Source organism: Dankookia rubra, from assembly GCF_004355005.1.
In the GTDB taxonomy this organism is placed as follows: Bacteria; Pseudomonadota; Alphaproteobacteria; order Acetobacterales; family Acetobacteraceae; genus Paracraurococcus; species Paracraurococcus ruber_A.
The window spans coordinates 1-22,470 of the sequence record NZ_SMSJ01000086.1 but is presented as its reverse complement, the minus strand read 5'-3'; the positions used below and the strand labels follow the sequence as shown (position 1 = coordinate 22,470).

The following is a 22,470-nucleotide window of genomic DNA, read 5'->3' as shown; positions in this document are numbered from 1 at the left end:
TCGACGATCCGCGCCATGGCACCGCTCCCTGACAGGGCAGAGCAGGCTACCACCCACGACCGTGCCAGTGGGAAGCGCCCTCACCGCGAGCCAATCACCCGGAGACGGTATGACGGGTACTGGGCTTCCACGATTGCGGCTTGCGGCGCGGCAGCCATCGCCCGCAGCGCGTGACGCCGCCGGTCGGGCCGAAGGTCAGGTGCTCGCCTTCTTCTCCCAGCCCCGCTGGCCCTGCTGCCAGTAGGACAGCGAATGCCCGGCAGCCTTGGCCGCGCTCCAGCGCCGCCGGGCGGCGGCCACCGCCGCCTCGTCGCCGCCATCGAACAGGTCCAGCACGCGGTCGAAGGCGGCCAGCCTGGCGCTTTCCGCGCCATCCACCAGCACCAGGAAGCGGGCGCCGTTCGGCGCGCCCGCTTCCGGCGCATCCTCGGCCGCCAGCCAGATCGGCTGCTGCGCCGCATGGCCCATCGCCCGGGTGCCGTGCGGCACCCAGTCCGGATCGGTCGAGAGCCAAAGCGAGGCGTCGAGCGCCGCGACCCGCTCCTCCGAGCCGCAGAGCACGAACGCCCGGCCGCCGCCCGCCAGCACGCGGCCGAGCAGCTTGGGCAGCGCCTGATCGAGCGGCGTGCGGGTCAGGTGGTAGAAGGCGATCTCGGTCATGCGCAGGCCCGCATAGCACGCGACCGCGGCCGGCGCTGCAAGCCGCCGCAGCACGCCGCGGCGGGCGGTGCCGCCCTCCGGCGACCTGCCTCAGTTCTCCGTCGCGCGCATCGTCCCGGCCAATTGCGCGGCGGTATCGGCGGCGCCCATCAGCCTCGCCGCCGCCAGGGCGGTATGGCCGGCGCCGTCCTGCAGCGCCGGGTCGGCCCCTTCCGCCAGCAGCAGGTCGACGATCTCGGTCCGGTTGAACATGGCGGCGACCATCAGCGCGGTCCGCCCACCCTCGCCGCGCCCGTCGATCGCGGCGCCCTGCTCCAGCAGCAGGCGGGTGACCGCGGCATCGCCCTTGAAGGCGGCACCGGCCAGCGGCGTCTGGCCGCGGTCATTCGCCAGGTCGGGGTCGGCCCCAGCTTGCAGCAGCACCCGCACCGCGGCCGCCTGGCCATGGTAGGCGGCCAGCATGAGCAGGCTGTCGCCCTTCTCGTTCCGCAGGTTGGGCGGCAGGCCGCGGGCGAACACGCCGGCCAGCGCCTCCGCCTCCCCGTCCCGCGCCGCCTGGAAGACGCGGCGGGCGAAGGCGAGAGTTTCCTCGTCCATGGTCTGCCCCCTCCTGCCCAGCGGCAACGCGGCGCCGCGGCCGGTGTTGCGGGACTGCGGGACCAGGTTGCGGGGACGCCATCCTCCCCGCGGGCGCCTTCGGCATCCGCTCCGCATCCGTTGCGCCGCGGCGGCATCCGTCGCGGAACGCGCGAAGGCGATGCTGTTCGCCTGAAGCCCACCGTCAGCGGCGGTCCGCCGCTTCGAAGTGCTGCGCGACCAGCGCGTCCAGCAGCCGCGCGCCGAATCCGCCCGGGCCCGATCCCTCCCGCGCCTCGACCCCGGCGATGTCGAGATGCGCCCAGGGGCCGTTGCCCGCGAATTCGCGCAGGAAGGCGGCGGCATGGCAGGCATCCGGCAGCAGCCGGCCGGTCGCGCATTGCTTCAGGTCGGCGATGTCGCTGCGCAGGTCGTCGCGGTGCCGGGCGCCGATCGGCATGGGCCAGACCCGCTCGCCCACCGCCTCCCCCGCCGCCGCCACCTGCGCCAGCAGCGCCGCGTCGTTGCCGAAGAGCCCGGCCCGGTGGCGGCCGAGCGCGGTGCCGACCCGCCGGTCAGCGTCGCCAGGTCCAGCATCGCCCGCGGCCGGAAGCGGCGCGCGTAGTGCAGCGCATCGGCCAGCACCAGCCTGCCCTCGGCATCGGTGTCGACCACCTCGACCGTCCGGCCCGACCCGGTGCGCAGCACGTCGCCGGGCCGGTAGGCGGCGGCGCCGACGCTGTTCTCGGCCAGCGCCAGCACCGCCACGGCCGGCGCCGGGGAGTGCCGCAGCGCCAGCGCCAGCATGGCGCCGGCGCAGGCGGCGGCCCCGGCCATGTCGCCCCGCATCGCCGCCATCCCCGCCGCCGGCTTGATGCTGAGGCCGCCGGTGTCGAAGCAGATGCCCTTGCCGACGAAGGCGACGGGCGCGGCGGCATGGCTGCCGCGCCAGCGCAGCACCGCCAGCCGCGGCGGGTTCGGGCTGCCGCCGCCGACCGCGAGCAGCGCGCCCAGCCCCTCCCGCGCCAGCCGCTTGCGGCCGAGGATGTCGACCGCGATGCCGTATTCGGCCAGCGCTTCCAGCCGCGCGGCGAAGGCGCGGGTGGTCAGGTGGTTGGCCGGCTCGGCGGTGAGGCCGCGGGCGAGCAGGCATCCCCGCACCCCGGCCGAAAGCCGGTCCCAGTGCGGCGCCACCGCCTTGGGGCTGTCGACGAGGAGGTCGAGCGCCGCCAGCACCGGGCCCTCGGCCCGCCGGTGGGCATCGAAGCGCCAGGCGCGCAGGCAGGCGCCGGCGGCGAGCGAGGCCGCGGCCTCGGCCCGGAGGCCGCGGGCATCGAGGCTCAGGCGCGTGGTCCGGGCGGCGCCGGCGGCAGCGGCGGCGCCCGCCCCTTCCCAGTCCAGCGGCCGCTCCGCCGGGCCGGCGCCGAGGAGCAGCACGCGGCCCTCGGGCGTCGCGATCTCGACCCGCTGCTCCGCCGCGCCGGTGAAGCGGGCGGCCACGGCCGCGGCGCGGAAGGCCTGCGGCACCCCGGCGCCCGCGGCGAGCGGGATGGCGCGGAGCCCGGTCGTGCCGCGCGGCTCCCGCCGCAGCCGGACCTTCAGCATGCGGCGCGGCGGCTCAGCCTTCGTAGTTGTCCGCCACCAGCCGGTCGAGCAGCCGCACCCCGAAGGCGGTGGCGCCCTTGGGTGCGGTCGGCAGGTCCTTGCTGCTCCAGGCCGTGCCGGCGATGTCGAGGTGCACCCAGGGCATCGGCCCGTCCTTCGCGTTGACGAAGCGCTGGATGAACTGCGCCGCGGTGATCGACCCGCCCGGCCGTCCCCCGACATTCTTCATGTCGGCGATGTCGGACTTGATCTGCTTGTCGTAGGCCTCGCCGAGCGGCATCCGCCAGCAGGCCTCGCCCACCGCCTTCCCGGCCGCGGCGACCTGCTGGGCGAGGTTGTCGTCGTTGCTGAACATGCCGGCATGCTCGTGGCCGAGCGAGACGATGATCGCCCCGGTCAGCGTGGCCAGGTCGACCATGAAGCGCGGCTCGAAGCGGTCCTGGCAGTAGTGGATGACGTCGGCGAGCACGAGCCGGCCCTCGGCATCGGTGTTGATGACCTCGACCGTCAGGCCGGCCGCGGTCTTCACCACGTCGCCCGGCCGCATCGCCTCGCCGGAGGGCATGTTCTCGACCAGGCCGACCAGCCCGACCGCGTCGACCCTGGCCTTGCGGCCGGCCAGCGCCGCCATCAGGCCGATGACGGCGCCGGCGCCGGCCATGTCCCACTTCATGTCCTCCATGCCGCCGGCCGGCTTGATGGAGATGCCCCCCGTGTCGAAGGTCACGCCCTTGCCGATGAAGGCGACCGGCCTGCCGGACGCCTTCTTGCCCTTGCCCCCGCCCGCGCCGTTCCACTGCATCACCACGAGGCGCGGCTCCTTGGTGGAGCCCTGGGCGACGCCGAGCAGCGCGCCCATGCCGAGCTTCCGCATCTCCTTCGGCCCGAGCACCTCGACCTCGACGCCGAGCTTCTCGAGCGCCTGGCAACGCTCGGCCATTTCCTCGGGGTGGAGGATGTTCGGCGGCTCGGTGACCAGGTCGCGGGTCAGGAAGACGCCGTCGGCCACCGCGCGCATCGGCGCCCAGGCGGCCTTCGCGGCGGGGGCGGCATCGGTGGCGACGGCGACGCGCTCGAGCTTCGGCTTGTCCTCCTCCTTCTCCGTCGTGCGATAGCGGTCGAAGCGGTAGCTCTTCAGCAGCAGACCGAGGGCGAAGGCCGCCGCATGCGCCGGGGCCAGGGCCTCGGCGGCGACCACCGCTTCCCGCTCGGCGCTGACCAGCCCGAGGCTGGCGCCGCCGGCGGCTTCCAGCCCCTCGGCGGTCAGCTCCCCGGCCTTGCCGAGGCCTATGGCCACGAGCTTGGCCGTGCCGGCGTCAGGCGCCGGGGCCCAGATGGTGCAGGACTGGCCCTTGCGGCCCTTGAAGGAGGCGGCGGCGAGGGCGCGGGCGACGGCGCCGCCCGAGGCCGCGTCGATCGCCTGGGCAAGGCCCGCCAGCGCCGCATCCTCGGCCAGCGGCAGCACCAGGGCGCCATGGCGGGGCAGGGCGGGCTTCACGAAGGCGATGTCGAGCATGGGCGGAGGTTGTCCCTTGTTGGCGTGCGCCGCGGGAGGATAGCACCGGCCGGTCGCACCGCCAGCGGGCGCCCGGTTCTGCCCCGGCCCCGCCCCTGCTACACCCCTCCGCATGACCGATCCCGAACTGCTCGACCTCGCCGCCGGCCTCGCCCGCCAGGCCGCCCTCGCCATCGAGGCGGTGAAGCGCGCCGGCTTCGCGGTGGAGCGCAAGTCGGACGAGAGCCCGGTGACCGAGGCCGACCGCGTCGCCGAGGCGCTGATCGTCGAGGCGCTGCGGGCGGCGACCCCCGGCTATCCCGTGGTGGCGGAGGAGGAGGTCGCGGCTGGCATCGTCACCGCCGCGGCCGAGCGCTACTGGCTGGTCGACCCGCTGGACGGCACCCGCGACTTCGCCAAGGGCTCGTCCGAATACGCCGTCTGCATCGGCCTGGTGGAGGATGGCCGGGCGGTGCTCGGCGCCATCGCCCTGCCGGCGACGGGGGAAGTCTTCGGCGGCTTGCTCGGCCATGGCGCCTGGAAGGAGGACGCCGCGCCGCGCCGCCCGGTCCGGGTGCGCGCGGTGCCGCCCGAGGGGCTGACGGTGCTGGCCAGCCGCACCTATGCCGAGGACCCGCGCATGCTGCCCTTCCTCGCGGGCCGGCCGATCGCCGCGCGGCGGCCGGTCTCCTCGGCGCTGAAATTCTGCCGGGTGGCGGAAGGCCTGGCCGACCTCTACCCGCGCTTCGGCGGCACCATGGAATGGGACACCGCGGCCGGCCAGGCGCTGGTCGAGGCCGCCGGCGGCAGCGTGACGCAGGTGGACGGCAGCCCGCTGCGCTATGGCAAGCCGGGCTGGCGCAATCCCGATTTCGTCTGCCATGGCGGTCCCGGGGCGTGACGGAACAGCTCGGTCCCGGCGACGTCGCCCGCGCCGCCGCGCTGCTGCGGCAGGGCGCGCTGGTCGGCTTCCCGACCGAGACGGTCTATGGCCTTGGCGGCGACGCGACGGACGGGAAGGCGGTGGCGGGCATCTTCGCCGCCAAGGGCCGGCCGCATTTCAACCCGCTGATCTGCCACTACCCCTCCGCCGAGGCGGCCTTCGCCGGTGTCCGCGCCGACGACCGGGCGCGGCTGGTCGCCAAGCATTTCTGGCCCGGCCCGCTGACCCTGGTGCTGCCGCGCCTTGCGGCATGCCGGGTGGACCTGCTGGCCGGCGCCGGGCTCGACACGCTGGCGGTGCGGGTGCCGGCCAACCCGCTGGCGCTGGAGCTGCTGCGGCAGGTCGGCCGGCCGGTGGCGGCGCCTTCGGCCAACCGCTCCGGCGCGGTCAGCCCGACCACGGCGGCGCATGTGCTGGAAGGGCTGTCCGGCCGCATCGCCGCGGTGCTGGATGGCGGCCCCTGCCCCGTCGGCGTCGAGAGCACGGTGCTGGACCTGACGGGGAAAGGTCCGGTGCTGCTGCGCCCGGGCGGCGTGCCGGCCGAGGCGATCGAGGCGCTGCTCGGCAGGCTCGGGCGCGCGCTGCCCATCGCCGCCGCGGCGGCGACGCGGAGCCTGCGCTCGCCGGGGATGATGCTGTCGCACTACGCGCCCGGCCTGCCGGTGCGGCTGGGCGCCACCGAGGTAGCGCCGGACGAGGCGCTGCTGGCCTTCGGCCCGGCCCTGCCCGGCGCCGCCATCACCTGGAACCTGTCGGCGGCCGGCGACCTGACCGAGGCCGCCTCGCGCCTCTTCGCCGGGCTGCGCTGGCTGGATGCCGAGGGCGGCGCACGCGGCTGCGCCCGCATCGCGGTGATGCCGGTGCCGGAGAGCGGCCTCGGCGCCGCCATCGCCGACCGGCTGGAACGGGCCGCCGCGCCGCGCGGCTAAAGCAGATGGCGAGAGGGCGTGAACGCCCGGACGCCTGAATATGCTTTGAAAACAAAGGTGTAAAGCGGTACCGCGATCCCCTTCGAACGCGAACCGCTTTGGCCCGGGCGGTTAACCCTGCCGTAGCCGGTCGCGGGCATCCTGGCGCCCCACCGCAGACGAAGCCTCGATGCCGCCTGTCATCGCCAGCCGGCAGGGCTGGCTCGAATCGCTCCGCGGCATCGCCGCGCTGCAGGTCTTCCTGCTGCACCTGCTCGGCGCCTTCTGGCTGCCGGCGGTGACCGGGGAGGGCCCGGCGGGGCTGGCCACCTGGCTCGCCCGCTCGCCGCTCGCCCTGCTCTGGGACGGGGAAAGCGCCGTCGCGCTGTTCTTCCTGCTCAGCGGCGCGGTGCTGGCCGGCGCCTTCTCGCGCCAGCTCGATGCCCCCGGCGCGGCGCTCGCGGCGCGGCTGCTGCGGCTCGGCCTGCCCGGGGCGCTGGCCTGCCTGCTCGCCTTTCTCATTTTCCACGCCTTCCCCGGCGCGCATGGCGCGGCGGCGGCACGGCTCGGCGCCTCCTGGCTCGGCGACAACTGGGCCGCGGACGGCTCGCTCGCCTCCCTGCTCTGGGAGGCGGGGCCGGGGCTGCTGCTGGGCTTCATCCCCGGCCTGCCGCCGCTGCCCGGCATCGCCAGCGCCTATAACGGCCCGCTCTGGACCATGGCGGTGGAGCTGCGCGGCTCGGTCCTCGTGCTGCTGCTGCTGCTGGCGCGGCGGCGCTGGCCGTCCGCCTGGGGCTGGGGCGCGGCGGTGGCGCTGGCCTGCCTCTGGCGCAGCGAATATGCCGGATTCCTCGTCGGCGCGCTCGGCTGGCTGGCGGCGCCGCGGCTGGCGGCCCTGCTGCCGGCGCGCCGGCGCGGCGGGCTGGCGCTTGGCGCCGGGCTGGCCGGGGCGGGGCTGAGCTGGCTGGCGCTGGGCGCGGCGCCGGAGGACCTCGCTTCGTCCGGCGGCTGGCTGCCGGCGCTGTCGCCCGAAGACCTGCTGCGGGGCTTCGGCACCACGCTCGGCTTCGCCGCGGTCGCCGCGGCGCCCGGGCTGCGGCGGCGGCTGGAGACGCGCTGGCTCGCCTGGCTCGGCCGGCTCTCCTTCCCGCTGTATCTGGTGCACTGGCCGATGATCCTCGGCCCCGGCGCCGCGGCCTTCTTGGTGCTGGAACCCGCACTCGGCGCGGCGGGCGCGCGGCTCGGCGGCATGGGCGTGGCGAGCCTGCTCTCGCTGCTGCTCGCCCTCGCCTTCCGCCCGGTGGACGCGGCGGCGATCCGCTGGTCGCGCCGGCTGCGGGAGGCGCTGGCCGCACCGCCGCCGGCAGCGGCGGCTTGCGCGGCGACGTCGCGGGTATAGGCTCGATCCGGAAGGCGCAGGTAACCAGGCGCCGCGACCGCACCGGAGGAAACCATGTCCAGGCTCAAGGGCGCTGCCGCCGCGCTCGCGCTCATGCTCGCACCGCATCTCGCCGCCGCGCAGCTCTCGGACGAGGTGGTGCGGATCGGCGTGCTCACCGACCTTTCCGGGCCCTATGCCGATTTCGCCGGGCCGGGCTCCGTCCTCGCCACCCGCATGGCGATCGAGGACCATGGCGGCAAGGTCCTCGGCAAGCCGGTCGAGGTGGTCAACGGCGACCACCAGAACAAGCCGGATGTCGGCGGCTCGCTGGCGCGGCGCTGGATCGACACCGACCGCGTCGACATGATCATCGACATGCCGAACAGCTCGGTCGCTCTGGCGGTGCAGCAGGTCGGCCGCGAGCGCAACCGGATCATCATCAACAGCTCGGCCTCGACCACGGAGCTGACGGGGCGGCAATGCTCGCCGGTCGGCTTCCACTGGACCTCCGACAGCTATGCGCTGTCCTCGGGCACCACCCGCGCCGTCATGCAGCAGGGCGGCAAGTCCTGGTACTACCTGACGGTCGACTACGAAGGCGGCTACGCGCTCGAGCGGGGGTCGGAGGGCGTGGTGAAGGCCGAGGGCGGCCAGTCGCTCGGCCATGCGCGGCACCCGCTCAACACCTCGGACTTCTCCTCCTTCCTGCTGCAGGCGCAGGCGTCCAAGGCGCAGGTGGTGGCGCTCGCCAATGCCGGCACCGACACCATCAACGCCATCAAGCAGGCCGGCGAGTTCGGCCTGACCAAGGGCGGCCAGCGGCTGGTCGGCATGTTCGTCAACGTCAACGACGTGAAGGCGCTCGGCCTGCAGACGGCGCAGGGCGTGGTGACGGTGGAGGCCTGGTACTGGGACCAGTCCGACGAGACCCGCGCCTTCGCCAGGCGCTTCGCCGAGCGCAACCGCGGCACGGTGCCGAGCCAGTACCAGGCCGGCATCTACAGCGCGGTGCGGCACTACCTGAAGGCCGTCGAGGCCGCGGGCACGGACGAGGCGACGGCGGTCGCGGCGAAGATGCGGGCGCTGCCGGTCAACGACGTCTTCACCAAGAACGGGGTGGTCCGCGCCGATGGGCGGCACGTGCACGACCTCTATTTGGTCGAGGTCAAGAAGCCGGCGGAATCGACCGGGCCCTGGGACCTCTACAAGGTGCTGGCGACGGTGCCGGCGGCGCAGGCCTTCAAGCCGCTGGACGCGGCCTGCCCGCTGGTGAAGCCGTGAGCGGCGCGCCGGAGCCGCAGGGCGCTTCGACGACCCTCGGCTTCGTCGGGCTCGGCGCCATGGGGGCGCCGATGGTCCGGCGGCTGCTCGGCGCCGGGCACCGGGTGCTGGTGCACGACGTGAACATGACGGCGGTCGCCGCCGCGGTCTCGGGCGGGGCGGAGCGGCAAACCAGCCCAGCCGCCGTCGCCGCCGAGGCCGCGGTGGTGCTGGTCAGCCTGCCGACGCCGGAGGTGGTGCGGGCCGTGGCGCTCGGCCCGCAGGGGCTGATTGAGGGCGGCGCGCTGCAGGTCTATGTCGATCTCTCCACCACCGGCGCGCAGGTGGCGATGCAGGTCGCCGCCGGCCTCGCCGCGCGCGGCGTCGCGGCGCTCGACGCGCCGGTCTCGGGCGGCGTCGCCGGGGCGGAGGCGGGGACGCTCTCGGTCATGGCCGCCGGCGACCGGTCGGCCTTCGAACGCGTCCGCCCGGTGCTGGAGACGATCGGATCCAACACCGTGCTGGTGGGGGAGAAGGTCGGGCTCGGCCAGACGCTGAAGCTGGTGAACAACCTGCTGGCGGCGACCACCTGGGCCGCAGCCTGCGAGGCGCTGGCGATGGGCGCCAAGGCGGGGCTCGACCCCGAGCTGATGGTGAACGTCATCAACAAGTCCTCTGGCCGCAGCTTCCCGACCGAGAAATTCGCCGCCGGCCCGGTGCTGACCCGGCGCTTCGACTTCGGCTTCCGGATGGAGCTGATGGCCAAGGACATGCGCTTGGCGCTGCAGGAGGCCGAGGCGCTGGGCCTGGTAATGCCGACCAGCCGCGCGGCGCAGATGCTCTATGGGCTCGCCATGTCGGGCGGCCAGGGCAAGGGCGACGTGACGGAACTCGCCCGCATCACCGAGGGCTGGGCGGATGTGGAGATCGCCGCCAGCCGGCGGAACGAGGGCTAGGGAAAGGTATTCCCTCCCTGACCCGCCGTGACCGGACTGGTGAACGCACTGAGCACGGAGGTGCCCAACGGGTCCTTGCAACAGTCGGCACCGCCGGCGCCGGGCTTGGCGAGCAGGTCCCCGACCAGCTCGATGCCGGGTGACCGACCGCCGTGGTCCGAAGGATGGACGGCGACTTTGTCGATCGGCACCCGCGCTGCCTCGAGGGCATCTGGCGCGGTGCCGGACGAGAGGGCGCCCCGGAGGTCGGCGAGCCCGGCGCGGTAGACGCCGGCACTGTTGGGGTGCACCGCGGACGCGGTCGGCGATGCGACTGCCGCCTCGGCTTCGAGGGCAGCTCGGCGCGCCTCGAGGGCTTCGAACTTCGCCTGCAATCCAGGCGCCCGGAGTGCCTCGGCGATGGCGTCGACCGGACTGGCCATCGGCCGCTTCTTTTCCGGAAAGAAGCCGCCATGTGGACGCCCGATACCCGCGCGCTGGTCGGGGACTGCGGGTCCGGTCAGGCCCTGGGCGACGAGCGGTATCGCCTGCTCGGACCGCTCATCCCGGCCGCCAAGCCCGGGGGGCCATCCGCGGACGACCGACATGCGGCGCCTGCTGGACGGGTTGTTCCACCTCGCGCGGACCGGCTGCCAGTGGCGGCATCTGCCGCCCCCTCCGGCATTCCCGCCGTGGCCGACCATCTACGGCCATGTGCGCGCCTTTCTCCGCGACGGGTGTTGGGAGAGCATACGCCACCATATCGTCGGCATGCTGCGCGAGGGCGCGGGGCACGAGCCAGGCCCGACCGCGGCCATCCCCGGCACCCAGAGTGTGACGACAACGGAGAGCGGCGGGCCTCGCGGCTACGACGCAGCCAAGAAGATCAAGGGGCGCAAGCGGCACGTCGCGGTCGACACGCAGGGGCTGTTGCTCGGCGTGCTCGTGCATGCCGCGCCCATCCCGGATGCGGGCAGCGCGGGCGAACTGCTCCGGCGCATCAAGCCCCTTTACGACCGGCTCCGGGCCGTGTTCGCCGACAGCATCCACGACCGCTTGGCCGTGCAGTGCCTGCCCAAGAATCTGCCCGCTTTCACCGGTCCAGGAATTCGGGCGTAGGCCATACTCTTCGGCCAGCGCTTCACCGAAGCCCTGCACTGACCATGTCGTTCAACCGACCGGACGCACACGGAATTCCCGGCACTCCCTTTTTGCAATGTTTCTGACCCCCGGCCCGATCGGCACTGTCGGGGCCGCGGCGATGTCGGCGGGTTCACCATCCCCCGACGGCGGTTCACACCGTGGCTCCGGCAGGCCCACCAGGCTTCCGCCATTGGTGGGAGCACCCGGCGATGTAGCGCTCCAGGCTTCCGGGCGCCCGGCCGATCAGCCGGGGCAGGTCAGGCGTCGTCCCGGCCGCCAGCCCGAGGCGCTGCGCGGTGTAGATCCCGGCCATGACGAGTGCGAAAGCCGCCGGCCGCCTGGCGCGGTGCTGGTGCCACAGGTAGCGTGGCAGCGACGGCCTGCGATAACAGACCTCGTGCCCGACATGGGCCGAGAACAGGCGTGCGGCATCCTCGAAGCCGAGCGCTTCCGGCCCGGTCAGCGCGTAGGCGCGATACGCATGCCCCTCTTCGGTCAGCACGCGCGCCGCCGCCTCGGCCACGTCGCGCACGTCGACCCAACTCGCCCGGCCGCCGCCCGCCGGCGCCCAGAGCTCGCCGCGGTCGCGAATATCCGCCCGGTGGACGGTCTCGAAATTCTGCATGAAGTCGCTCGGCCGCAGATGCGTCCAGGCCAGGCCCGAGCCTTCGATGCGTCGTTCTATCCCGCGATGCGGCAGCAGGGGAATTGACTCCGCGCCACGCACCGACAGGAATGCCACGCGGCGCACGCCGGCGGCACGCATCGCTGCCAACAGCGGCTCGAAGGCGGCCGGTCGCGCCATGGCGGGCGGGCGCAGAAGATAGACGCCGGTGACGCCGGACAGCGCCGGGCCGAAGCTCGCGGGGTCATCGAAGTCGAACCGCACCCGCTCGCCCCTCACCGCGAGGTCCGCCGCGCCTCCCGGGTTGCGCAAGGCCAGTCGCAGCGGCGCGCGGCCGTCGAGGCTCCGGGCCACCGCGCGGCCCGTCAGCCCGGTGCTTCCCGTCACGAGGATCACGCGACCCGGTCCGGGAGGCCGGGCAGGAGCCCCTTCGTGCAGCCGGGCGGACCATCGGCGACCGGGCCGCCCGCCGGCGCCGCGTCCGGCGGCGTCTGCCGATGCGAGGTGACGCGCCAGGTGCCGCGCGGCGCACCGCTCCTCCGGCCCGTCATGGCAGGACCCGCCTCCCCGGCGCCGCAGCCTGGACCCCGGCCGTGTCGAGATGCCCTTCCAGGCGGCGCAGCGGGATGGAGGCGAGCAAGGATCCTGCCGCAACGGCCGCGAGCAGCAGGCCCGGCGCATCCATCCGCCCCGTCGCGCGGATCAGCCAGGTGGCCAGCAGCGGCGCGAAGCCGGAGAACACCACCGCGCCGAGATTGAGCGCCAGCGCGACGCCGGAGAAGCGCACCCGCGTCGGGAACAGGTCGGCGAGGATCGCCGCGAAATTCCCGTTCACCAGCCCCGCCGCAAGGCCGGCCAGCACCAGGACGTGCAGCGGCGACGCCGTGCCGCCGGCCAGCAGGCCATAGGCCGGCAGGGCGCCGAGCGCGATCAGCCCGCAGCCGGCCCGGTGCACCCAACGGCGCGGCACCAGCCGGTCGCCGACCCAGGTCCAGGCCACCAGCGACACGGTGAGTGTGCCGACGCAGAGATTGATCGCCAGCGCCGCCCGGCCCGGCGACACGCCGAGCACCTGCATCAGGTAGCCCGGCATATGGGCGAAGAGCAGCCCGTTGAAGGTGGCGACCACTGCCGTCGCCGCGATCGCCAGCACGACGGGACGGCCATGCCCGGCCAGAAGCGCACGGAGGGGGCGCGCCGGGCCAGCCCGGCGGCCGCCTGCCGCCTGCAGGGCGAGGAAAGCCGGCGTTTCCTCAAGGCTGCGGCGCAGAACCCAGCCGAGCAGGCCGAGCGCTCCTCCCAGGAGGAAGGGAATGCGCCAGCCCCAGGCCCGCATCTCCGCCGGCAGCAGCACGGCATGCAGCAGGAGGTTCACCCCCGTCGCCAGCAGCACGCCGAGGCTGACGCATCCGAAGACGATGCCGCAGGCAAGGCCGAGCCGCCCGGGCGCGGCCGACTCCGCCGCATAGGTCACCGCACCGGCCAGCTCGCCGCCTAGGCAGAAGCCCTGGATCAGGCGCAAGGCGACGAAGATCACCGTCGCCGCGGTGCCCCACTGCGCATGGGTGGGCACGAGGCCCATCCCCGCGGTGGCCGCCGACATGACGATCAGGGAGAGAAGGAAGGTGCCGCGGCGGCCTTTCCGGTCTCCCAGCGTGCCGAAGACCAAGCCGCCGAGCGGCCGCGAGACGTAGCCCGCGGCGAAGACCGCGAAGGCGACGATCAGCGAGGCGACCGGATCCTGCGCCGGAAAGAAGGCTTCCGACAGATAGGCCGCGAATGCGCCGTAGATGATGAAGTCGTAGAACTCCAGCGCTCCGCCGAAGCTCGCCAGCAGGATGGCGCGCCAGCGTCCTTCGCTGGATGCCGACATGGCGGGGCTGGTCATTGCTCAAGCTCTCCCGCTGCAAGCCGTATCGGCACCGAATGCCATGCCACCGGCGCCGCCCGGCGGCGCCCGCCCGATCCGCGCGGCATCCGCGCAGGAAGCGCGCTTCCGTGCTGCGGCCTGCCGCGGCACGGCATGATTCCGCGTGAGCGCACGGTTGTGCTGCGCTTGGCAGGCCTCACTTCCGGCAGCACGCGCCGCCGCGCGGCGCATCGTCCCCTGTAGGATTTCCCATGCAGCCTGTGCTTGTCCTTCTTGCCGTAGCGCTCACGCCGCGGCTCATCGGCGCCCATACGCCGAACCTCGCGGCGCTCGCGCAGCAAGGCGGCGTGCGGCCGCTCGACACGGTGCTGCCGGCCGTCACCTGCACCGTGCAGTCCAGCCTGCTGACCGGCCTGCCGCCGCGCGACCATGGCATCGTCGCCAATGGCTGGTACTTCCGCGACCAGGCGGAGGTGCATCTGTGGCGGCAGTCGAACCGCCTCGTCGCCGGCGAGAAGATCTGGGAGCAGGGACGCCGCCGCGACCCGGCCTTCACCTGCGCGAACATGTTCTGGTGGTACAACCTGTACTCCACCGCGGATTTCGGCGCGACGCCGCGGCCGATGTACCCGGCGGACGGCCGCAAGATCCCCGACCACTATGCCGAGCCGCCGGAGCTGCACGACGAGCTGGATGCGCAGCTCGGCCCCTTCCCGCTGTTCCGCTTCTGGGGCCCTGCCGCCGACATCAGCAGCAGCCGCTGGATCGCGCGCGCGACGGCGCAGGTGATGCGGACGCGCCAGCCGACGCTGACCTTGTGCTACCTGCCGCATCTCGACTACGGGCTGCAGATGCACGGGCCGGATCCCGCCGACCCGCGTGTCGCGGCGGAACTGCGGGCCCTCGACACGGTGTGCGGCGAGCTTTTGCAGACGGCGCGGGAGGAAGGCCGCCGCGTGGTCGTCGTCTCGGAATACGGCATCGTGCCCGTACGGAAAGCGGTGCATGTCAACCGCGCCCTGCGCGCCGCCGGCCTGCTGCGCTTCCGCCTGGAAATGGGGCGCGAGCTGCTGGATGCCGGCGCGAGCCGCGCCTTCGCCCTCGCCGATCACCAGCTCGCCCATGTCTATGTCCGCGACGAAGCCGACCTGCCGCTGGCGCGCCGCACGCTGGAGCAGCTCGACGGCGTGGCCGCCGTGCTCGACCGCGGCGGGCAGGCCGGGATCGGCCTCGACCACCCGCGCTCCGGCGAGCTGGTCGCGCTCGCCGCCCCGGATCGGTGGTTCAGCTACTACTGGTGGGACGACGATGCGCGTGCCCCCGATTTCGCCCGCACCGTCGATATCCACCGCAAGCCGGGCTACGACCCGATGGAGCTCTTCCTCGATCCCGCGCTGCCGGCGCCGAAGCTGCGCATCGCCATGCAACTGCTGAAGCGCCGGCTGGGACAGCGGGCGCTGCTGGATGTCACGCCGATCCGCGGCACCGCGATGGTCCGCGGCTCGCACGGGCTGCGGGTCGCCGACCCGGCGGACGGGCCGCTGGTGATCTCGGACCGGCCGGACCTGCTGCCGGCCGAGGGGACAGCCGTGGCGGCGACGGCGTTCAAGGACCTGGTCCTCGCCCATGTCTTCGGGGGCTGACGCGGCACGCCCGCCGGACCGGACCCGGCGGCGGGCAGCGGCCTGCCGCCGCGGGCCGCGCCTTGCGGACAGCACGGGTCAGGCGATGGTGAGGTCGTCGGGGTCGCGCCGCCGCGCGGCGTCGATGCGCGGCTCCTGCCCGCCCCGCAGCACCGAATTGCCCATGTACAGCGTGCGCTGATCGATCGCCGGCGGGTCGAGCCAATCCGTCTCCGGCATCTGGCCGCTCTGGCCATAGGCGGCGAGGGCATTGCCATAGGTCACGGCGCGGATCGCCGCTTCCGGAATGCCGCCGCGCCGCATGAGCTCGGCGGTCTTCGGCACCGCCAGGGGGTCGGAAACGCCCCAGTCGCAGGCGCTGTCCACGATGATCCGCTCCGGGCCGTAGCGGCGCACCAGCGCCACCATCCGCTCGTTGCCCATCTTGGTGCCGGGATAGATGGAGAAGCCGGCCCAGAAGCCGCGCTGCAGCACCTCGGCCACCGTCTCCTCGTTGTTGTGGTCGATCACGACCTGGCTGGGATCGAGCCCGTGCTCCTCCGCCACGTCCATCGAGCGCGTGGTGCCGCGCTTCTTGTCGCGGTGCGGCGTGTGGACCATGACCGGCAGCGAGAGCTCCTTGGCCAGCTCGAGCTGCCGGCGGAAGTAGCGGTCCTCCAGCTCGGTCTGCTCGTCGTAGCCGATCTCGCCGATCGCCACGACGCCTTCCTTCAGCGCGAAGCGGGGCAATATGTCCATCACCGCCTCGGCCAGTTCCTCGTCATTGGCCTCCTTGCTGTTGAGGCCGATGGTGCAGTAGTGCCGAAGCCCGAATTGCCCGGCGCGGAAGCGCTCCCATCCGACGATGGTGGAGAGGTAGTCGATGTAGCTGCCGACGCTGGTGCGGGGCTGGCCGAGCCAGAAGGCCGGCTCGATGCAGGCCACCACGCCGGCCGCCGCCATGGCCTCGTAGTCGTCCGTGGTGCGCGCGATCATGTGGGTATGGGTGTCGATGTACACGCCTGTGCTCCCCTCGCTCAGCTTGCCGCGCGCAGCGGCGCCGCATCCAGCGCGGCGCGCGCTGCCGCCTGCTCGGCCGCGTCGCCGTGACGCAACGCCTGCGCCAGGTCCCGCCGCGCCGCCTCGTCCGCGAAGGGGCCGACGCAGCGCCACAATTCCGGGCTCACCGGCCGCCCGGCCGACCAGCGCTCATGCGCGTAGTCGCAGAGCATGCGCGCGAGCGTGGCATTGGCACGGCGGTCGAGCCCCTGGATCGGCGCCAGCGGGCTGCCGATGAAGAGCGCCTTCAACACCATCTGATTCCAGGCCGGCTCGTCGAACTGCTCGGCCGGATAGGGGTTCGCGTGCGCCACGGCCTCGAAGAACGGCGTCATCGCGCTGCGCACGCCCTCCCGCGCCCGCATGCGGTGCAGGTCGGGGTCCGGATACAGCGGCAGGCCGCGCAGGAAGGCGATGGTCTCCGCGAGGTCCGCGGTGGCGAGCAGCCCGCGCAGCCGCCGGGCGAAGTCGGCGCCGCCGCCGCCGCCGGCCAGCAGCAGCAGGACCCGCCCGGCCTGGTCCAGGCTCCAGCCGCGCGGGTCCCAGCCGGGGCGCGCGGCTTCCGCGGCGGCCAGGTCGGCCGCGTCCAGCAGCAGGTCAGCGCGCCCGAGCCGACGCGGCACCCAGCTGACCGCCAGGTTGAAGTCGCGCTCGGCGACCCCGGCGCGCAGCCGGTCGCGCTGCGCCAGCAGCCAGTTGCCGGCCTCCACGGGCAGTTGGCGTGCCAGCCAGCGCGCCAACAGGCTTTCCGGATCCATCCGATCCTCTCCCTCCATGCGCGTCACGTGCCGCGAACCCAGCGCTGCAGCAGCAGCGTCGCGGCGAAACAGGCAAAGGCGACCGGCGCTGCGCCCGGCCAGCCGGCGATCGCCAGGAACATGGCATCGAGCACCGCGATGCCGGCGATCAGCCAGACCACCGCGCGCGGGATGTCCCCGGGCCGGCGCCGCAGCAGGAAGCGAAGCGCGAGGCCGATCAGCAGCGCCAAGCCGGCGAGGCCGGCGATGCCTGCCGGCTCCCTCACCTGCAAGGCGCCATAGGCGAGCGGCACGGCAAGGAAAGCGAGCGGCCAGAACCGTTCCACCCGCCCCGCCATCTCCTGCTTGGCCGCGTAGGTCAGGCCGATGAGATAGCAGAGCGAGACAAGCGCCCCGGCCAGCAGCGCCGGCGGCAGGCTGGCCGCGGCGGCGAGGCCGGCCGCGCAATAGGCCAGCAACCGGCAGGTCCCCATCCAGAGCGGCCCGAGCGGATTGCCCTTGTGATGCCAGTTGTAGGCAAGGACGGCGCCGCCGAGGGCGAGGCTCGCCAGCACCGACCATTCCGCCGGAACGTCGAAGGCGCAGGCCGCCAGCAGCAGCAGGGCGGCGCCGCCGAGCAGCATGCCGAAGCCGAGCACGAAGACGGTGTTCGGATCCGCCTGGCCGGCGGGGATGGGCCGGTCGGGCCGCTCCCGCGCATCGATCCCGCGGTCGAAGGCGTCGTTCAGGTACATCCCGCCGACATAGGTGAGCGAAAGGCCGGCCGCGGCGGGCAGCGTCGCCCAGTGCCAGGGCGAGACGCCCGCGAGTGCGATGCCGGCCAGCGCATTGGTCCAGACGGTCGGCAGGTTCGACACGCGGCCGAGCCGCAGGGCCACGGCCGGCGTCATGACAGCAGCCGGTCCTGCACCCAGAGCAGTTCGCGCGCGATGGCCTGGTCAAGCTCCGCGCACCGCCATTCCGGCGGCAGGACGTCCCAGGTATAGGTCTCGACCTCGAGATGGGGGCTGATGCCCTCCGCCCGCTGCTGGGCGAGGACCTCCCGCAAGACATCCTGGGTCGTGCCGAGCCGCCCGACGCCGTCGAGGAAGATCGGCACGTGGCAGTGCACGCGCCATTCATGACCCTCCGGCTCGGCGGGCAGGCTCGGCAGGGCGTCCGGCAGGTCGAGGAAGCGGCGGAGCGAGCCGTCCGGCCGCCGTTCCACGACCTGATGCAGGTAGACGCCGTCGTCGAAGCGACGCAGCAGCGACGCCGCCTCGGCATCGGGCCGGCCGATGGCCAGCGCCGAGGAAAGCTGCAGCTTCGCCACCGCGATGCCGGCGCGGCGCAGCAGCGCGACACTCTCCCCGGGCGCTTCGAACTCCACCGCTGCGTGGCAGACGTCGAGGCAGAGCCCGACGTGTCGCCGTAGCAGCGCTTCCGCGCCGGCCATGCCGCATCCCACGAGCGCGGCGAAGCGCGCGAGGGCGTGGCGGCCGAGCAGCTGCTCCTCCAGGAAGCCGACCGCCTCGGCGGTGGTCTCCAGCAGGCACATCGGCTCGGGCTCCAGCGCCAGCATGATGTGGCGGCCCGTATCGGCCTCCAGCCGCACCAGCCGCGCGGCGTGGCGCAGCAGCGCCTCGCCGATTGCGATCCGCATGCCCGGCTCGGCGCCCGCGGCGCGGAAGGCGCCGGGGACGGTGCTGACACTGCCCATCTCGCCCTCCGGCAGCAGCGCGGCGAGCAGTGTCGCCAGCCGGTCGGTATAGGCGAGGCGCTCCGGCTGCCGCCAATCGGGCGCGTAGACCTGTTCCTTCACCGGCCGGCCGTGGAAGGGGCCGTAGGGAAAGCCATTGACGGTGAAGACGTAAAGGTCCTCGGCGAGGAAGAAGCCTTGCAGCGCGGCGAGCGCGGCAGTCTGCTCCAGCGCCTCCGCCGCCAGGGCGGAGAGGCGCAGCCCCACCCCCATCGGCGCCGCCGGCGAGACCTGCCGTTTCACCGCCGGCAGGTGCAGCCGCAGCGCATCGAATGTCTCCGGCCAGCTCTCCCCGCGGTGGATGTTGGCGCAGTAGGTCAGGTGCGCCGGCCCCGAGGGCAGGGCGAGCCTCATGCGCCCCGGCCTCCCGCACCGGCGGCGGCGCCGCGCCCCCGCATCACGCGATCACGTGCCAGGCCGTCTCGGCGAGGATAGCCTGGCCGAGTGCGGTCGGGTGGAAGAAGGGATCGATGAACAGCGAGGCATGCTCCACCGCCGGGTCCTGCCCGACGATGGCCGGGTTGTAGACGGTGGGCGTACCCGGCTGCAGCGGCGGCGCCGCCAGCACCGGCTGGTCCACATCGTTGAAGCCGTAGGCCGCCGGGTCATCGGCGATGGCGTCGAACAGCTTGTGGACGTCGAGCAGCGTGACATCCACGCCGCGCTCGCCTTCGAAGGCATGCACGGCATCGGCAAGCCGCGCATTGAACTCGGCGACCAGCGGCTGGAAGCTGCCCGGCTCCGCACCGAGCTGCTGCAGGAAGTCCGGGTCCTTGAACAGCGGGGCGAGCTCGAGGTCCGGCAGGTTGGTGATGACGAAGTGATGCGCGCCCAGATCGGCGAGCCGATCGAGGCCGTCCACGATCGCCTGCACGGATTCGGTGATCCCCTCCTCCGGCGACAGGTTGCTCGGCAGCGTGAGGTCGTTGCCCCCGAATGTCACGGTGACCAGGTCGTTCGCCGAGAAATACGCGTGCGCTTGCTGGAACGCGTCGATCTGTCCCTCGAAGGTGTTCAGCGTGGTTTGGCCGGTGAAGGGATCGAGCGGGTTCTCGATCGGCCGCGCCGTCGCCAGCACATAGCCGAAATTGTTGTCCTCTCCGTCGGTCTGCTGGGCGCCGAGGATCTTGGCCAGGTTGTCGGTCCAGTTCGGGCCGTCTGAGAAGCCGCCCTGGTAGTAGACCGGCGAGGCGTTCGGCGCCGGCTGACCGGCGGCCTGGGCCACGGCGGCGGCGCCGTAGCTGCCGCCGTCATCCACCAGCCGGTCACCGAAGCTGTAGAGGTGCGAGACGGTATAGGTGGCGCCGTGCCCGCCGGCCGGCAGCACGGGCGGCGTTGCCGGCGCGTAGTTGCCGCCGAAGAAGGGGTCGAAATAGGGCACATAGACATTGCCCGGCAGCACCGGCGGGCTGATCGGATCGATCGGCCCGGGGAAGCTTGGGTCGGTCACCGGGATGCTGCCCGGCAGGCCATCGGCCCCCGCGGCATTGACGGTGCCGACCGAGGCATCCTCGCCGCGCGGCGGGACGGCAGTGTCGACGATGCCTGCCGGCAGGCCGGCATCGGCCGGGCCGGCCGGCGCACCGGCAGCGGCAGCACCGGGATCGGCCGGCGAGAAGCTTGCCGCGGCCTCGGCGCGGCCAGGCGTGTCCGGGGCGCCGTTTTCCGCCTTGTAGGTCGTCTGCGCGATCTCGACCTGATAGTCGAGCGAGGGATTGCCGCCAGCCGCGACGACGGCGGCATATTGCGGCGGCGTCAGCACCGGTGCCTGCTTCTGGAAGACCGTGACGCTGTCGGGCGTCGAGAGATCGTCCGGGCTGAAGCCGTACATGACGTTGCGGGCTGCATCCACGGCATAGATGTGGCCGTCGGAACCGACGACGACGTCGTTCAGGTTGCTCTGCGTGTTGAACAGGGTCTGCGACCCGTCGGGACCGTTCTCCGCGGCGTAGGTGACGGAGTTGAAGGCCGGCGTGACCGTCACGTTCGACGGATCGTGGTCGAACAGGCCGTCGATCTTCAGCAGCCCCTGGATATAGGGCGCGAGGGGGCCGAGCGCGTCGGCAGTCGCGGCGGTCAGCCCGCCGCCGGTAGCGAGATAGGCCGTGCCGTCGGGCGCGATGGTAAAGCCGTTCGAGCCGACGGAGATGACGCGGTCCTCGCCGGTCGCGGCATTCACCTCGCGGATCGAGGGGAGGCCGGTGAAGATGCGCTCCTGGCCGGAGCCGTCGATGTCGACGCGGGTGATGGAGGCGGTGAAGCCGCCCCGCTCGTCCACGGCGCCGGGGATGAAGGGGATCGTCGGCGCGGTCGCGGCATCCGGCGAGTCGCCAGGCGTGCCGAGGCCCTGCTCGTTGACGTAGAGATGGCCGTCGGGACCGAAGGCCATGCCGCGCGGGTTGTTCAGCCCGCTCGCCACCACGTCGACGGAGGTCGCCTGCCCGGTCGCGTCATCGACGTGGTAGCGCAGGACCTCGCCATTGTTGATGTCGGCATTGCCGATGGCGACATAGACATCACCGGTCTCCTTGTCCGCCAGCACGTAATTGGCGAGCTTCAGCTCGGGGCCGGAGATCGTGGTGCGGACCCCGTCGGGCGCGATGCGGATCAGCTCGCTGGGCGGCAATTCGCCCGGCTGCCGCGTCGGATCGTAGATGTTGGCCGCGTTGACGAACTCGAGGACGTTGAGATTGCCCTTGCCGTCGAAGCTGAGTCCGTTCACCTGCGACAGGCCGCTGGCATAGGTCTGCGGCACGCCGCTGTCGATCTGGCCGTCGAAGCCGGTAGTCGCATGCGTGTCGGCGACACGCATCACGCGGGAATAGCCGTCGGGGTAGGGCAGTCCGGACAATCCGCTGACATAGAGCGCATCGTCCGGACCCACCGTGACCGCGGTCGGCACGTATTCAAGCTGGCGCGTGAAGAAGCCGAGACCGGTACCATCGGCGCTCGCCGTCGAGTACTGCGCCGGCAGCCCGGCGAGGTCGATGCCCGAGGTATTGACCGAGACGATCGGGCCGGTGGCATCCCCGGCGCCGACGGAGGGGCCGGCGCTGCCGCCGCCGCCGATGGCGGCCGGGATCGCGCTGTCATCGGCACCGAAAGCGGTGTTGGACGTCGTTCCACTCATGAATTTTTGCCTCGTGGGAGAAGGACAGGGCGACGGGCGGTTGGGCGTCGTCGGCTGGCGGAAATGAACTGGCTAGAACTGTCAGGTCTGGTCGGGCTTCATCACGGCCCTGCGCCTGGACGGCACGCTGGGTCGGTATCGGCACGAGACATGTCGTCATTATACAAATAGAAAAGCCCAAGTATCGCAGTCTCATTCTGAAAAACTCGTGTATAGAATTCGGCGTCCACCGAAAATGTATTGCAGTTTCTGGGAAGAATAGTTGGATTTCCGCTCTTTTTGTTTTTTGAGTAGCCGCATGGCTGGCTTTCTGGGTGACCGCTCCGCTGGCAAGCTGGCTTGCAAGCAATCGGGCTGGCGGGGCAGCGCAGCTGTCGGTGGCAAAGCATCAGCGCTGCGGATCTGCGCGGCGCGTCGCCCCAGCAAGGCGCCGTCCGGCCGGCCATGTCGCCATGACCAGACTGGGCGGCGAGAAAAGGGGCGGGATCGGCACGCCGCAACCTCCGCCGCAGCCGGAACCCGGTGTCGCGCAGGCGTTGCACCGTCCTTCGTTCAGGCGGTCATGGCGTCGGCTTGAATGCCCCCCACGGCGGTGGCCAGTCCGCGCACCTGGTCGAGCACCTGGCGCACCGTCTCCGGCCGCGCCCTTCCGTCCTCGTCGAGGCTGGCGGCCAGGGTGTCGACCAGCGCGGTGCCGACCACCGCGCCGTCGGCCAGCCGCGCCGCCTCGGCGGCCTGCTGCGGCGTGCGGATGCCGAAGCC

The 22,470-nt window shown here is 72.9% G+C and carries 20 protein-coding genes and 1 pseudogene; 7 read left to right on the top strand and 14 right to left on the bottom strand.

What is annotated here, in order from left to right:
• Positions 1-195 precede the first annotated feature (195 nt).
• From E2C06_RS29770 to E2C06_RS29750, 4 genes and pseudogenes are all read right to left on the bottom strand, one after another.
• Positions 196-660, bottom strand: a complete 465-nt coding sequence (locus E2C06_RS29770) for a DNA polymerase III subunit chi (RefSeq protein WP_133292214.1) — start codon at positions 658-660, stop codon at positions 196-198.
• Between the two features lie 90 nt (positions 661-750).
• Positions 751-1,257 (bottom strand): ankyrin repeat domain-containing protein, encoded by a 507-nt coding sequence (locus E2C06_RS29765; protein WP_133292213.1) that lies wholly within the window; start codon positions 1,255-1,257, stop codon positions 751-753.
• Positions 1,258-1,441: 184 nt separating this feature from the next.
• Positions 1,442-2,841, bottom strand: a pseudogene (locus tag E2C06_RS29755) (leucyl aminopeptidase family protein).
• 13 nt (positions 2,842-2,854) lie between these two features.
• Positions 2,855-4,357, bottom strand: a complete 1,503-nt coding sequence (locus tag E2C06_RS29750; protein WP_133292211.1) for a leucyl aminopeptidase — start codon at positions 4,355-4,357, stop codon at positions 2,855-2,857.
• Between the two features lie 112 nt (positions 4,358-4,469).
• On the opposite strand from E2C06_RS29750, the gene cysQ reads away from it, so the two are divergent.
• The 5 genes from cysQ (at position 4,470) to E2C06_RS29725 (ending at position 9,784) form a co-directional block, all read left to right on the top strand.
• Positions 4,470-5,237, top strand: a complete 768-nt coding sequence (gene cysQ / locus E2C06_RS38550; RefSeq protein ID WP_133292210.1) for a 3'(2'),5'-bisphosphate nucleotidase CysQ — start codon at positions 4,470-4,472, stop codon at positions 5,235-5,237.
• Complete coding sequence (locus E2C06_RS29740) at positions 5,234-6,208, top strand: L-threonylcarbamoyladenylate synthase (protein ID WP_193560521.1); 975 nt, start codon at positions 5,234-5,236, stop codon at positions 6,206-6,208. Before cysQ ends, E2C06_RS29740 begins: the two co-directional genes overlap by 4 nt.
• A 169-nt stretch (positions 6,209-6,377) precedes the next feature.
• Entirely contained in the window at positions 6,378-7,586 is a 1,209-nt protein-coding gene (locus tag E2C06_RS29735) for an acyltransferase family protein (protein WP_133292208.1), read from the top strand.
• Between the two features lie 54 nt (positions 7,587-7,640).
• A complete protein-coding gene (locus E2C06_RS29730) occupies positions 7,641-8,849 on the top strand; it encodes an ABC transporter substrate-binding protein (protein ID WP_133292207.1) in 1,209 nt (402 codons plus the stop codon).
• Positions 8,846-9,784, top strand: coding sequence for an NAD(P)-dependent oxidoreductase (locus tag E2C06_RS29725; protein ID WP_133292206.1), 939 nt, complete (start codon positions 8,846-8,848; stop codon positions 9,782-9,784). Before E2C06_RS29730 ends, E2C06_RS29725 begins: the two co-directional genes overlap by 4 nt.
• Here E2C06_RS29725 and E2C06_RS29720 read toward each other — a convergent pair.
• Positions 9,781-10,371, bottom strand: a complete 591-nt coding sequence (locus E2C06_RS29720) for a hypothetical protein (protein ID WP_165982753.1) — start codon at positions 10,369-10,371, stop codon at positions 9,781-9,783. The genes E2C06_RS29725 and E2C06_RS29720 overlap by 4 nt on opposite strands.
• Between E2C06_RS29720 and E2C06_RS29715 the strand changes: the two genes are divergently transcribed.
• Positions 10,370-10,882, top strand: a complete 513-nt coding sequence (locus E2C06_RS29715) for a transposase (RefSeq protein WP_165982752.1) — start codon at positions 10,370-10,372, stop codon at positions 10,880-10,882. The two genes, E2C06_RS29720 and E2C06_RS29715, sit on opposite strands and share 2 nt — an antisense overlap.
• Positions 10,883-11,057: 175 nt before the next feature.
• On the opposite strand, the gene E2C06_RS29710 is transcribed toward E2C06_RS29715, so the two are convergent.
• Genes E2C06_RS29710 through E2C06_RS29705 form a run of 3 tightly spaced genes read right to left on the bottom strand, consistent with a single transcriptional unit; the run spans position 11,058 to position 13,419 of the window.
• Positions 11,058-11,927: an SDR family oxidoreductase gene (locus E2C06_RS29710; protein WP_165982751.1), complete on the bottom strand. Its 870-nt coding sequence runs from the start codon at positions 11,925-11,927 to the stop codon at positions 11,058-11,060.
• A complete protein-coding gene (locus tag E2C06_RS38035) occupies positions 11,924-12,082 on the bottom strand; it encodes a hypothetical protein (protein WP_165982750.1) in 159 nt (52 codons plus the stop codon). Before E2C06_RS38035 ends, E2C06_RS29710 begins: the two co-directional genes overlap by 4 nt.
• Positions 12,079-13,419, bottom strand: a complete 1,341-nt coding sequence (locus tag E2C06_RS29705) for an MFS transporter (protein ID WP_133292202.1) — start codon at positions 13,417-13,419, stop codon at positions 12,079-12,081. Before E2C06_RS29705 ends, E2C06_RS38035 begins: the two co-directional genes overlap by 4 nt.
• Before the next feature lie 233 nt (positions 13,420-13,652).
• Here E2C06_RS29705 and E2C06_RS29700 point away from each other — a divergent pair, with 233 nt between their 5' ends.
• On the top strand, positions 13,653-15,044 hold the full coding sequence (locus tag E2C06_RS29700; protein WP_133292201.1) for an alkaline phosphatase family protein: 1,392 nt from the start codon (positions 13,653-13,655) through the stop codon (positions 15,042-15,044).
• Between the two features lie 78 nt (positions 15,045-15,122).
• On the opposite strand, the gene E2C06_RS29695 is transcribed toward E2C06_RS29700, so the two are convergent.
• From E2C06_RS29695 to E2C06_RS29670, 6 genes are all read right to left on the bottom strand, one after another.
• Positions 15,123-16,043, bottom strand: coding sequence for a TatD family hydrolase (locus E2C06_RS29695; RefSeq protein WP_133292200.1), 921 nt, complete (start codon positions 16,041-16,043; stop codon positions 15,123-15,125).
• 17 nt (positions 16,044-16,060) lie between these two features.
• Positions 16,061-16,840 carry an EboA domain-containing protein gene (locus tag E2C06_RS29690; RefSeq protein ID WP_133292199.1) on the bottom strand — a complete coding sequence of 260 codons (780 nt, stop codon included), beginning with the start codon at positions 16,838-16,840 and terminating at the stop codon, positions 16,061-16,063.
• A gap of 23 nt (positions 16,841-16,863) precedes the next feature.
• Positions 16,864-17,730, bottom strand: a complete 867-nt coding sequence (locus E2C06_RS29685) for a UbiA family prenyltransferase (protein WP_241671538.1) — start codon at positions 17,728-17,730, stop codon at positions 16,864-16,866.
• Positions 17,727-18,932, bottom strand: a complete 1,206-nt coding sequence (gene eboE, locus E2C06_RS29680) for a metabolite traffic protein EboE (protein ID WP_133292197.1) — start codon at positions 18,930-18,932, stop codon at positions 17,727-17,729. The genes E2C06_RS29685 and eboE overlap by 4 nt, the downstream gene beginning before the upstream one ends.
• Before the next feature lie 43 nt (positions 18,933-18,975).
• The gene (locus E2C06_RS29675) at positions 18,976-21,708 is read right to left on the bottom strand and encodes a ScyD/ScyE family protein (protein WP_133292196.1); all 2,733 of its coding nucleotides are present in this window, start codon (positions 21,706-21,708) and stop codon (positions 18,976-18,978) included.
• A gap of 552 nt (positions 21,709-22,260) precedes the next feature.
• Positions 22,261-22,470: tryptophan synthase subunit alpha (locus E2C06_RS29670; protein WP_193560520.1), on the bottom strand; the 210-nt coding region annotated here is incomplete at its 5' end.